Source organism: Streptomyces chlorus, from assembly GCF_042655885.1.
GTDB lineage: Bacteria > Actinomycetota > Actinomycetes > Streptomycetales > Streptomycetaceae > Streptomyces > Streptomyces chlorus.
Genome location: NZ_JBHSOA010000064.1, coordinates 171,355 through 182,585, shown reverse-complemented (window position 1 = coordinate 182,585; position 11,231 = coordinate 171,355). Strand labels below are relative to the sequence as shown.

Genomic DNA, 11,231 nt, shown 5'->3' with positions numbered 1-11,231 from the left:
GACACCGGTGTGGTGCCCGACGAAAGGTTGGACATACGGGGCGGATTTCTCACACACATGAAGTGTGATGCGCAGCACGCATTTGTGCAGGGGTACGCGCTCGTTCCGAGCCTGCGCGGGAGTGTCATGATCGAACGCACTGCTTCCCCACGGCTGGGATGTGACCTGCCGGACCGACTGCTGGCCGTGCGGGCGGCCGAGGGAGACGAGGGACTCCTTCGCCGTTCTCGTCCAGCGGCACAGTCGGCCCCTCCTGGCCCTGGCCCGCTGCATGCTGGGCAACCCCCAGGACGCCGAAGAGGCCGTTCAGGACGCCTTCGTCAGCGCCTGGCGGCGACTGCCGGAATACCACCACAGGGCGGAGTTCCGCACCTGGATGTACCGGATCACCGTCAACCGCTGCCTGACCATGCGCTGCCGCCGACCGCCGCCCCTCTCCCTGGACACCGTCGCCGAACCCGCGAGGGCCGACGCGTGGAGCCAGCCCGCCCGGACCGCCGAGCAGGACGCGGCCACGGCCGCCCTGTCCCGCGCGCTCGACGAGCTGGACGCCGGGCAGCGGATCTGCTGGATCCTGCGGGAACGGCAGGGTCTGCCCTACAAGGAGATCGCCCACGTGACCCGGACCAGTGAGCAGACGGTACGCGGCAGACTGTTCAGGGCACGCCGATCCCTGCAGGAGGCGATGGCCCCATGGCGCTAGACGACCCGCACGCGCGGCCTTCCGGACCGCCCGGAGCCGACGGGCCCCGTACCGGCCCAGCCGCCGCCGACGCGTCCCCGTTCGCGGGTGATGAGGTGCTGCCCTGTGGCCGACTGCTCAGCCGGGTCTGGGAACAGACGCGGGACGCGGCGCCGACCGCGGACCCGCACACCGTCTCCTGTCCTCACTGCCGCGAGGCTGTCGAGGGACTGGCCACGGTGAACGCGGCCACCCGGGCGCTGCGCGCCGAGGACCCTCCCGGCCTGCACGCACTCGCCGACCGCGTCATGGACGTCGTCAGGGCAGAGGTCCGGATCGGGCGGCTGCTGCCCCTGGCCGACCCGGACCGGGACCTGCGGATCGCCGAGAACGCCGCGGCGAAGGTACTGCGGCAAGCTGCGGACACGGTCCCCGGTGCCAGGGCCGCGACCTGCCGGCTCGTACCTGAGGGCGAAGGCACCGACGTGCGGGTGACCATGACCCTGGCCGCTGCTCTCGACCGCCCGCTGCCCGACCGGGTCCATCAGGTGCGCCGATCGGTCCTCGACTCGGCCGGACAGGACCTGGGGCTTGCTGTGACGGCCGTCGACATCACCGTGATCGACGTCTTGGAGCCGGAGCCGCCCCTCGGCTCTGGCCTCCCGACCGGCGGTGGTACGTGATGACCGCCACCCGCACGACCACGCTCCTCGACGTCGCGGCCGAGGCAGCCCTCGCGGTTCCCGGCGTGGTCGGCCTGCAACCCCGCCTCGCCCACCGCCTCGCAGCAGCCGCCGCACCTACCCGGACGGACACCACGCCTCACCGCACATCTCCCGAGGCAGGCATCCACGCCGACCGGGCGCCGGACGGTTCGGGATGGCACATCGAGGCGCGCTGCGTCCTGGTTGAGGGCCGGCGGGCGCTGGACATCGCCCGGAACGTCCACGACCGGGTGGGGGCCGCCATCCTCTCCCACCTCGCCGCCTTCGGTGTCGCGGAGCGGGTTACCGTCGAGGTCACGGTGACCCGTATCACTGCTCGGCACGACGCGGCATGAGTTCCGAGTCAACCTCTGCACACCGGCATCCCGGCCACAGCGGGTACAGGGCCTCGAAGCCGTCCACGGGGACACCACCACCGACCAACCGGCGCTCCTCGTGGCCGAGGGCCGCCGCGATCCAAACGACCGGGACCTGACACCCTGTGGGCCACCCACAACGTGCGCCTGCATCAGCCTGTTTTCGACAGGGTGAATGAGAGCCACTCGGACAGCGAGATCGGGAGCCACTGTCTGGGCATCGAAGTTGAGAGCCACCTGTCCCGACCGGGTGCGACATGCCGCTTTTGGCGTAATGAGCCCTTTAGGCTAGTCAGCCGCGTCACTCTGTGCGGGTTGATCACGGTCGGTCAGGAACCCGGGTGTACAGATCGCGTGAGTGGGTCTTCGAGCGGATCTGCAAGGTGAGCCGGGTCTGTCCCAAGCCCCAAGGCCGAGGCCAGCCGCCTGGTGAGCGGCCCCTTGGAGAGGATCGCCCAGCGGGCGAAACCGGTTCTGCTGTGGTGAAAGGGAGCGGCTGTGGCGGACGGTGGGCGGCGGCCTGACAAGGCCATGGTGGACCGGTCGGAAGGGTTCGGTGAGCGGCTGCTGGGGGTGCTGCTGGATCGGGCGCACGAGATGCCGCCGCAGCTGATTGCCCCGCTGATCGCGGAAGAGGTGGCCAGGGTCGGTGGCCGCGACGTCTCGATCCTGCTGCAGGACTACGGCCAGCGGGTGCTGGTGCCGCTGGCGGGTAGGCGGCTGTTCGTCGGGGAGCCCGAGCCGATCGGTGACTCCCACGCCGGCACGGCTTTCCTGTATGCGACCCCTGTGGAGGTACCGCAGGCCGACGGCGTCCGGATGTACCTGCCGTTGCTGGACGGCAGCGACCAGGTGGGAGTGATGGCGCTCACCCTGAACACCGTCGATGACGACGACCGGCGACTGCTGCGCAGACTCGCCGGTCTGGTCGCCGACATGCTGGTCACCAAACACAGCTACACCGACCAGTTCTTCCAGACCCGACGGCGCGAGCCGATGAGCGTGGCCGCGGAGATCCAGTGGTCCCTGCTGCCGCCAGTGGCCATGTCCACCCCGCAGGTCGCGGTGGCCGGAATCCTCGAGCCCGCCTACAGCGTCGCCGGCGACAGCTTCGACTACGCCCTCAACGACGACATCCTGCACGTGGCCACGATCGACGCGATGGGCCACGGTCTGGACGCCGCCACCATGGCAACCGTCGCCATCGGCGCCTACCGCCACGCCAGACGCGCCGACGTCGGGCTGTCCGAGATCTACGCGTTCATGGACCGGGCCATCGCCGGGCAGTTCGGGCCCGACCACTTCGTCACCGCGCAGATGATGCGCCTGAACGTCGCAACCGGCCACCTGCAACGGGTCAACGCGGGCCACCCGGCACCGCTGCTGATCCGCAACCACCAGGTCGTCCGGCAACTGGAGAGTGCGACCACCCTGCCGGTCGGCTTCGGCGGTGAACAGCCCCGGCTCAGCGAGCAGACGCTCCAGGTCGGCGACCGGGTGCTGTGCTTCACCGACGGCCTGATCGAGGAGCACGAAGCCGGCGGGAAGCAGTTCGGCGTGGAACAACTCATCGCCTGGGTCAACCGCATCGAGCACGCCGAGAAGGGAGTGCGGGCGGTGGTGCGCTCCCTCTCCCACGCCCTGATGGAGGAGCGGGGCGGGATCACCAGCGACGACGCGACCCTCTTCCTGATCGAGTGGCGTGGGGGCGCCGCCGACCACCTTGCCACCCTGGACTGAGCCGATACCGCCCGACTGGTGGTGCGGCCGTTGGCGGGGAGATCTGGCATGTCACGCGAGAAAACCGCGAGGGATCTATCGTCAAGGTATGAGCGTGTTCATCAAGCTGGTGGAGAACCGGCCCCCCAAGGAATACGCGGAGCCGGCGGCTGCAGATATCTCCTACGACGACATCACCGAAGGTGAGCCGCCCGCCACGTACGAGTACGACCTGCTTCCGAGCGGCGCATTGCGGATCCTCAGGGTGACCAAAGGCGAAGCCGCTGTCGTCGAATCGATCTACGCTCCCGGACTCTGGTTCCGTGTCCAGGGGCAGTGGCGCGGTAGTGCGGAATAGCAAGCACTCTGCCGGCGGCCGGGCGCTGTCGGCTGCTGAGCCCGGTCGTCGGTGCCTGAGGTCCGAGCAGAATGTGCTCATGCTTCGCGTCAGCCTACGGAATCACGTCGGAAACTACCTGTAGGTGTATGGTGGATTGTGGGTTGCGCACTCTCACGTGTTGCGCCTGAAAGGACGGCCCCGGCGGTTTCACCGGGGCCGTTTCGAGGATCACGCTGAGCGTGCCGGCGCGGTCACACGGGCGCCATGGCCGCCCTCGGAGTCCCAGACCGCTTCTCGGGCCTGGTCGGCTTCTGTCACCATCCGTGGGAATTCGGCCCTCTCCAGCAGATCACTCGCTGTGTGGCTGCGCAGCGGACCGGTAGCCGCGGTCATCAGCCAGGCGGCGACGGCCGGATCCGTCTGCGGCGGAATCACCAGCAGGTCCCAGCGGCCGACGGTGTAGGAGAGCAGCAACAGCTTGTGGGGGTCTTGCTCGGCCTTGAACCAGCCGACGCTCACCACGTGCCCGTCAACGGGCACCTTCCGTGGGATGACCGGCCAAAGGGTCGGGTTCACCGTGACATGGGTGATGCGCCCCCAAAGGGGATCCAGCACCGCTGTCAACGCAGGAAGTTCCGCCGCCAGGTCGCGGGAGCGGGGCCACCAGGCACCGTCCAGAAGAGCACCAGGGGTGTCCGTTGAGGCGAGCGCGAGACGCAGCGGCAGCGAAAAGGTCCGCTCCTCGACCGCCGACGTATACACAATGGTCGCGGTCATGACGCGGACCTGTCCCCGGGCCGGTGTACACCGGCCCGGTGTTGTGAATCGCCGAGAACGACAGGAGCTTAGAAACTCCTATGCGAAATGTCCTCGGTAATTTCAGGGTACTCCCGGATACAGCCCGCCGGGCGGTTTCAGGGTGACGGATATCAGGGCGTTTTGACGGGTCTTCGAACTTGAGCGGTGCACTCGGCTGGCGGTGCTGACCTGTCGTCACGATGGTGACAGTCGTGGTGGTTGTCGGCATCCGAATGCAGAGCGCCCGTGGTCATACCTGATCATTTCTGTTCTCGACGCAGAACGATCACGCAGGAGCCACGGGCTTGGTCAACGATACGACGTTGCTGCTCGACCTCGACGGGGTGTCCGTCGCACGTGTCGAGCGGCCCGAGGGCGGCAGACGCCGGGTCCATCGGTCACGGCGGACGAGTCGGCGCGGGCTTGTCCGGCCTGCGGGGTATCCGCCTCCCGGGCGAGGGGCTCGGCGGTGACCCGGCCCCGCGATCTTCCCTACGGGGACAGCGGCCTGGAGTTCTTGTGGCACAAGCGCCGCTGGTTCTGCCGTGAGCCGCGCTGTCCCCGGCGGTCGTTCACCGGGCAGATCGCCCAGCTACCGGCCGGCGCGCGGCTGACCGGCCGGTTGCGTGGTGCGGCTGGGCGGCGCGTACGTGATGCATCTCCAGCGCACGACCATGATCAATCCCGGCGCTGCTTCCTGTACCTCAACTACTCACACCCGGAGCCAGCAGGGGGAGATCGTCGGGCGGGCTCTGCGGGAGCGAACCACCTGAGCGCGGGCCCCCGCCCCGCCACCGGTTGCGCGGAGTACAGTTGCAGTCACCAGGACGTTTCACCGTTGGCAGCCGAGTCGGCGTCGCCCTAGACCAAACCGGTTCCGTCGAGAACCGAGACGGGCGGCACGCCATGTTGCCGAACCACAGCACTGCATTCGCATGGGGGCGCTCCCCCAGCCTCTTCCCGCGGCCGACGGCGCCCTCGGCAGTCCGGCTGACCCTGGAGCCTACGCTGGCCCGCGCGGGAATGTTCGATGGCGCGTGGTGGCCGCATTCCCGCGATGTCCGCGCCGAGCTGCCCGGCCTCATCACCGCACTGAGCGCGCACCTCGGCGCGATCCTGCGCGTCGGGCTGGACCAGGACGCCTGGGACGACATCCCACGCAGCCTCACGATCGACGGCCGCGTCGTTCACATCGGCTGGTTCACCGCCAGCGATGACACGATGAGCGTGACCCGCGGGCTTGACGACCACTTCATGCTTCTCGTGGTCCCGCCGTGGGCCACCGCGCCGGCCGCGGCGGCGGCCATGGCGATGGCCGCGCGGACCGGCAACCGCATGCCGGCTGCGACGATCCTCGCCGCTACCGGCACCACCCCCGAAATCCCCGACGCGGTGCCCCTGCTGGCGGTCGACGCGGAGGGCCAGCGGATCCAGGAGGCCGAGGACGGCGCCGCAGGCCCTGTTTAGCCCGCACCGGTCAGCACGTCGGTGCGGAGCACCGCCGAGTTCGACCCACCCCGCCTGGCCTCGGACCGCCAGTCGCCCGTCATCTGCACGACCCGGCTGACTTCACCGAGATGGACCTTCATCCCCTCCACTCCACAGCCCGTGAAGCTCTTGGCAGGTGCACGATGGATCTCGCCGAACGGATGTCAGTAGTGATCGCCGTGTGGCCGCCACCCTGGCCGCCACCCTGGCCGCCACCTTTGCCGTCACCTTTGCCTCAGCCACCGCCGTGGCCTCAACCGCTACCGCGGGGGGAGAGATGGGCGAGGTTACCTCTCTGACACCAGCCACCAAGGAACCCACGCGTAGTTGATGGCAGCGTATGGCGCGGACCGCGGCGCCAGCGGTGCGTAGTTCTGTCACAGGGCAGCGTTGGAGGCATAGCGGTGCAGCGGAGCAAGGGGGCTGCCGCACATCCGGCATTCGCGCGTCGAGCCATCACCGCCACAGCCAGAAATCACCCGATCGAGGTGGCTCTCAATCTCATTGCCGATCACGGACCTGCGTCGTGTCCATCCCCACCACGGATGGGGCAACGTGGCTCCCGACCTCAGTGCCGGAGTGGCTCCCATACATCCTGCCGAAAACAATCAGACCGACATCAAGCCCCGCCTGGACCGTGGAGCGCACCGCCCGCGGCGCCTAGTCCAACCTGACCCCCGCGCCGGACTGCAGGCTGAACACCTGGCCGAGGCCCAAGCGTGGGCGGGGCGGCTGCCCGCCATGCGGACCGGTGCACCCGCTGCTTCGAGCGGAACTGAGGCAGCCTGACGCGGACCCGTGGCAGAAGAGTCGATGCCCTCGCCACGACGTGTGGCGAGGGCATCTGACCGGGATCAGCGGTGCCGGCCGCGTTCTTCGGCCCTCATGTTCACTTGTGTGGCCGAAGGCTGTGGCGCGGCGGACATGGACGACGTGCCCCTGACGGTGCTTCGCCTGCGTGCTGACTGGGCACGCCTGCTCGGTTGAGCGGTGATGCGCCAGTTGAGGACCTCGGCGGGGTGCTCGGCGCTGTCGAGTTCTCGCTGGGCGCCGACCTTGGCCAGGAGGCGCCGGGGGTTGTGGCCGGCGGTCTCGGCGTGGGCGAGGGTCGTGGTCAGGGCGGCCCACGCGGGGTCTGCGAGGACGCGGTCGGCGTGGTCAGGGAGGGCCGCGCGAACATCCTGCTCGAAGCGACTGGCGGTTGTGGCGCGCGGTGCGCGGCGGGCGAGGTTCGCCAAGACCGGTTTGGCGGCCTGCTGATAGCTCGCCTGCAGGTGGCGGAAGGCTTGCTCGGCTGCTGTGGCCTGCTGCTCATGGCCGCGTTGCTCGTGCCACTTGGCGGAGGCGCAGGCCAGGTGCAGGGCGGCGAAGAGCAGGGCGATGGCGAGCCCGCCTGGCTCATCGGGGGCATGGGAGAGTTCCTTGGCAGCCTGGCGCAGAGCGGTGGCGGCCTGGTGGTCGGCCCGGATTGTTGAGCGGCGAGCCCGGTTGAACGCCTGGGCCGCCGCCACCAATTCGTCCCGATGCGGGCCGTTCGTGGCGTGAGCCATGGTGTGCAGGGCGTCGCCGAAGGCATCCAGGTGGCCTTGGGCCGCGGCGTCGTCGTCCGAGCCGAGGACGGCGCTCGCCGTGTTGAGGGCGCTCTCGACGCGGCACCATGGCGTGTTGGAATCCGCCACGTGCTGTGGGCGGTCGGCCACTTCCTGGGTGGCGAGGCGTTCGCGCAGGCGGTTGATGGAGAGGTCGGGGGCGAGTTTGGAGCCGCCGTACCAGATTGGCTCGCCTTGGTCGTTGGTGTCGCCGGGGGCGGCCAGGCTGTAGCCGATCACTTCGCCTGTCTCAGGGCCGATGCGCGGCTTGACCTGGATGCCGAGAGACTGCAGCACGGTGAAGTAGTCGGCTTCGTTGCGTACGGCTGCGGCGACCGCGTACGCCTGCTCGCGCAGCCAATGCCGTGCCGTGACCATCTGGCCCTGGCGCTCCGCCTTGGCGCGTTCGGCGCCGGTGGGGGTGCGCGGTGCGGTGAGGTCACCGGACTTCAGGCGGCGCAGTCCGAACTCGGTTTCGATCCTGCGGCACTCCGCCTGGGCCCGCTGGCCGTCGCGGTGGCTACGGGGGCGGCGCCCGTCGGCGCGGACGGTGGTGGCCATGATGTGGATGTGGTCGTCGGCGTGGCGCACCGCGATCCACCGGCATGCCTTCTCGTCGCCTTCGGGGGCGACGCCGGCGGCGTGCACGATGCGGCGGGCGACCTCGGCCCACTCGTCGTCGGTGAGGTAGCGGTCGCCGGGCGCGGTGCGGACCGGGCAGTGCCAGACATGCTGAGGTGGTTTCTTGCCGCCCAGCTCGCGGGTGCGCAGGTCGACGTGGTGGTCGAGGCGCTTGGCCAGCAGGGTGTAGCCGGCCTCGGGGTCGCGGCCCGGGTCGGGGGCGCCGGCCATGTCCCAGGCGGCGACGATATGAGGGTCGGTGTGCTCGTCGCGGCGGCCGGGGCCGAAGAGGTAGACGATCAGTCCGCGGGTGTCGGAGCCGGTGGAGACGTCAGGAACCATGCGCGGTGCCCTCCGCCAGGAGCCGGTCGATCAGCCGGTAGCTGTTCTGGGCGGCTTGCTCGACGCGGTCCAGCACCGCCTCAGCACGCTCGGGCACCGTTCCGCGGTGGATGGCTGCGGTGATCTGGTTGAGGTTGCTGCCGATGCGGTTCAGCGCGACCGTGTGTGCCTCGACGGCCTCGATCAGCGGGCGAACCGGGTCGTCCTCCGGGCTGCCGGCCAGCCCCGCCTTGCCGAGGGCAACGGCCAGGGCGGCGTCGCCGACGAATCCGGCGAACTTCTGACCGCGCTGGTGAGCGGCGGCGCTGATCACGCGGACCGCGGTCCGCGTGAAGCGGATGGTCTTCTCCTGGTCGCGTTTCTCCACGGTGCGCTTGCGGTTCATCAGCGTGGGCAGGACGGGGGCGTCGGGATCCCGCCAGGAGGGCTGCTCGGCGGGCGGTTGGACATCGGCCGGCGGCTGGGTGCGCGCGGCGATGGAGCCGGCCGCGGGCTGATAGCTGGTCTCGGCTATGCCCTCCTCTGGCTCGGGCGCCCCCTGGCGCTCGGCCTTCTCCTCTGCCTTCCCTGGGGCGGGGGCAAGCGCGGACGAAGCCTCGTCAGAGGCTCGTTCGCTCCAGCTTGCTGCTGATCGGCGGGGCAGGCCGAACAGCCCCTTGCGGCGGCGGGTGGGGGCGTTGTCGGTGCTCGTTTCGGGCATGGTGGTGCTCCGGTAGTCGTGTGGGGTGGGGCTTCGTCACGCCCGTTGCATCCGTCCCGTAGCTGGTCAGGGCAGGTACGGAGGTGGTCGCAGGTACGGAGCGATCCGTATCGGCGAGGAACTCCGTCCCCGCGCTGACCTGCGCGGGGACGGATGCGACGGATTGCTACGCAGCTGGTGTCAGCGCGTGGGCTTGAGGCCGGCAGGCCCGCCGGGCGGGCCGATGGGGCAGCGTCCCGGACGGGGGGCCGGGCAGCTTGCCGTGGGGCGGCTGTGCGAGCGTGGCCTCGCCGGCTGCGGGGGCCGGTTGAGCAGGGTCGGGACAATAGCGAGCCCAGGCGTCGAGGAACTGGTTACGAGCGTACGCCTTGGCCTGCCTGCCGTTTTCGAAGCGGTGATTGGCCGGGCTGATGCCGAAGTCGCGCAGCAGGTTGGCCAGGTGGTAGGCGTTCAGGCCCTTGGTGCCATACTCGGCCCACGGCGCCTCGGCGTCCTGGACGAGCGCGGCAAGCAGGTCCTGGCTGCGCAGCGCCTCCTTGTCGCCCTGTTGCTCGAAGACGCGGCGGATGTCGCGCAGGAGTCGCGTCTTCAGGGTCGTCTGCTCGTCCTGGACCACCTCGTTGCGCGTCATCGCCAGGCAGGCGGCACGGGCCCGCGAGGGCCAGTGCCCGCCGGCCAGGTCGGCGACGATCACCAGCGGCTCCCACGTGTCGGCGGCGCGGTCCTCGACCGGCATCGTCGGCACCAAACCCGCAGCGGTGCTCCGCAGCGGGGCCAGCCAGGCGGTCAGCCGGTCGCGCAGCGCGTGCAGTTCAGGCAGCGAGTACCGGGAGCGGAACGGGGTGATCCGCTCACCCGGTTTGCGTTTCTGCATGCGGATGACGACTGCTCGGTCCATGATCGTGTCCGGCAGGTCGCCGATCCCGGCCAGCGCGGCCATGGCGAAGGTGGGGAACGCGGTCGGCTTGTGCTCCGGGCCGGAGATCCGCCAGGCGGGCCGGTTGCGCTGGTGCCCGGCGTTCAGCAGACCGCGCAGGTCCTCCTTGTCACCGGCCTTGGGGCCGAAGATGGTGTCGGCCTCGTCCACCAGCAGCGTCGGCGGGTTCTTGCCGATGACGCGGAAGACCACCGCAGGCGACGTGTTCACCGTCATCATCGGCTGGTGCACGGTCTCGTGGAGTACGTCCAGGACGCGGGACTTGCCGCACCCCTTGGTCGGCCCTACCACCGCCAGCCGTGGCGCGTGCTGGAGGGCGGGCTGGATATGGGAGGCCGCCACCCACAAGGTGACCGCGGTCAGGGCCTCGTCGCTCGGCAGCACCACATACCGGCCGATCGCCGCACGCAGGTCATCCAGCGGCGCGGCACCTGCGTCGGCCGCCTCGCCGTTCATGCCGGCGCGGTCCCCGGTCCCCGATCCGCCGTCGGGGACCACGGTCCCCGCAGATGCGTGGGGACCGTGACCCTCACCATCGGCTCGGAGCACGGCGTGCTCGCCCGGGATTCGGGGACCGGGTTCGGGGACCAGGGGACCGAAAGCCTCCGCCCGGTCCCCGGCGTCCCCTCCGCCGGGACCGGCATGGTCCGCACCGTCAGGCCCGGCCCCCAGGGCACTGACCTGCGCATGTTCCGCGCTGGCGGGGTCTCGGTCCCCGACCGGAAAACCCGCCGAAGCACCATCGGTGGAGCGTGCAGCAGGGGACCGTGACTCCGTTCGGTCCCCGCTTCGGTCCCTGTTGCGCCAGGTGATGCCCTGGCCGGGGACCGCGGTGGTGGGCCAGACGACCTCGGATGCGTTCGAGGTGGCGGGGGACGTAGGGTTCGCCATAGACGTTCCTCTCGGGTGAGGGGCAGGACGGGCAAGGTCCCGC

General features: G+C 70.0%; 10 protein-coding genes and 2 pseudogenes. 7 read left to right on the top strand and 5 right to left on the bottom strand.

Features of this window, described 5'->3' with window-relative positions:
- Positions 1-126 precede the first annotated feature (126 nt).
- The 5 genes and pseudogenes from ACFPZI_RS28040 to ACFPZI_RS28020 all read left to right on the top strand — a co-directional run bounded on the left by ACFPZI_RS28040 (position 127) and on the right by ACFPZI_RS28020 (position 3,840).
- Positions 127-703, top strand: a pseudogene (locus ACFPZI_RS28040) (RNA polymerase sigma factor).
- Positions 694-1,365 (top strand): hypothetical protein, encoded by a 672-nt coding sequence (locus tag ACFPZI_RS28035; protein WP_381368551.1) that lies wholly within the window; start codon positions 694-696, stop codon positions 1,363-1,365. The pseudogene ACFPZI_RS28040 and the gene ACFPZI_RS28035 overlap by 10 nt, the downstream one beginning before the upstream one ends.
- Entirely contained in the window at positions 1,365-1,742 is a 378-nt protein-coding gene (locus tag ACFPZI_RS28030; RefSeq protein WP_381368548.1) for a hypothetical protein, read from the top strand. The genes ACFPZI_RS28035 and ACFPZI_RS28030 overlap by 1 nt, the downstream gene beginning before the upstream one ends.
- Positions 1,743-2,294: 552 nt before the next feature.
- Entirely contained in the window at positions 2,295-3,503 is a 1,209-nt protein-coding gene (locus tag ACFPZI_RS28025; protein WP_381368573.1) for a PP2C family protein-serine/threonine phosphatase, read from the top strand.
- 88 nt (positions 3,504-3,591) lie between these two features.
- Positions 3,592-3,840, top strand: coding sequence for a hypothetical protein (locus ACFPZI_RS28020; protein WP_381368545.1), 249 nt, complete (start codon positions 3,592-3,594; stop codon positions 3,838-3,840).
- 210 nt (positions 3,841-4,050) lie between these two features.
- Here the strand turns inward: ACFPZI_RS28020 and ACFPZI_RS28015 are convergent, their stop codons facing one another.
- Complete coding sequence (locus ACFPZI_RS28015; protein WP_381368542.1) at positions 4,051-4,599, bottom strand: DUF5994 family protein; 549 nt, start codon at positions 4,597-4,599, stop codon at positions 4,051-4,053.
- 202 nt (positions 4,600-4,801) lie between these two features.
- On the opposite strand from ACFPZI_RS28015, the gene ACFPZI_RS28010 reads away from it, so the two are divergent.
- Entirely contained in the window at positions 4,802-5,485 is a 684-nt protein-coding gene (locus ACFPZI_RS28010) for a transposase family protein (RefSeq protein ID WP_381368540.1), read from the top strand.
- Positions 5,486-5,526: 41 nt separating this feature from the next.
- Positions 5,527-6,087: a DUF5994 family protein gene (locus ACFPZI_RS28005; RefSeq protein ID WP_381368537.1), complete on the top strand. Its 561-nt coding sequence runs from the start codon at positions 5,527-5,529 to the stop codon at positions 6,085-6,087.
- On the opposite strand, the gene ACFPZI_RS28000 is transcribed toward ACFPZI_RS28005, so the two are convergent.
- From ACFPZI_RS28000 to ACFPZI_RS27985, 4 genes and pseudogenes are all read right to left on the bottom strand, one after another.
- On the bottom strand, positions 6,084-6,209 hold the full coding sequence (locus ACFPZI_RS28000; protein ID WP_361456608.1) for a hypothetical protein: 126 nt from the start codon (positions 6,207-6,209) through the stop codon (positions 6,084-6,086). The two genes, ACFPZI_RS28005 and ACFPZI_RS28000, sit on opposite strands and share 4 nt — an antisense overlap.
- Positions 6,210-6,962: 753 nt before the next feature.
- Complete coding sequence (locus ACFPZI_RS27995; RefSeq protein ID WP_381368535.1) at positions 6,963-8,660, bottom strand: relaxase/mobilization nuclease domain-containing protein; 1,698 nt, start codon at positions 8,658-8,660, stop codon at positions 6,963-6,965.
- Positions 8,650-9,360, bottom strand: a complete 711-nt coding sequence (locus tag ACFPZI_RS27990) for a hypothetical protein (protein ID WP_381368532.1) — start codon at positions 9,358-9,360, stop codon at positions 8,650-8,652. Before ACFPZI_RS27990 ends, ACFPZI_RS27995 begins: the two co-directional genes overlap by 11 nt.
- 180 nt (positions 9,361-9,540) lie before the next feature.
- Positions 9,541-10,753: pseudogene (locus ACFPZI_RS27985) on the bottom strand (DUF3631 domain-containing protein).
- Positions 10,754-11,231 lie beyond the last annotated feature (478 nt).

What these genes read in the sequence shown, in the direction of transcription:
- ACFPZI_RS27995 (WP_381368535.1), bottom strand. Translation starts at nt 8,660, where the DNA reads ATGGTTCCTGACGTCTCCACCGGCTCCGACACCCGCGGACTGATCGTC.
- ACFPZI_RS28000 (WP_361456608.1), bottom strand. Translation starts at nt 6,209, where the DNA reads ATGAAGGTCCATCTCGGTGAAGTCAGCCGGGTCGTGCAGATGACGGGC.
- ACFPZI_RS28030 (WP_381368548.1), top strand. Translation starts at nt 1,365, where the DNA reads ATGACCGCCACCCGCACGACCACGCTCCTCGACGTCGCGGCCGAGGCA.
- ACFPZI_RS28005 (WP_381368537.1), top strand. Translation starts at nt 5,527, where the DNA reads ATGTTGCCGAACCACAGCACTGCATTCGCATGGGGGCGCTCCCCCAGC.
- ACFPZI_RS28015 (WP_381368542.1), bottom strand. Translation starts at nt 4,599, where the DNA reads ATGACCGCGACCATTGTGTATACGTCGGCGGTCGAGGAGCGGACCTTT.
- ACFPZI_RS28035 (WP_381368551.1), top strand. Translation starts at nt 694, where the DNA reads ATGGCGCTAGACGACCCGCACGCGCGGCCTTCCGGACCGCCCGGAGCC.
- ACFPZI_RS27990 (WP_381368532.1), bottom strand. Translation starts at nt 9,360, where the DNA reads ATGCCCGAAACGAGCACCGACAACGCCCCCACCCGCCGCCGCAAGGGG.
- ACFPZI_RS28025 (WP_381368573.1), top strand. Translation starts at nt 2,295, where the DNA reads ATGGTGGACCGGTCGGAAGGGTTCGGTGAGCGGCTGCTGGGGGTGCTG.
- ACFPZI_RS28020 (WP_381368545.1), top strand. Translation starts at nt 3,592, where the DNA reads ATGAGCGTGTTCATCAAGCTGGTGGAGAACCGGCCCCCCAAGGAATAC.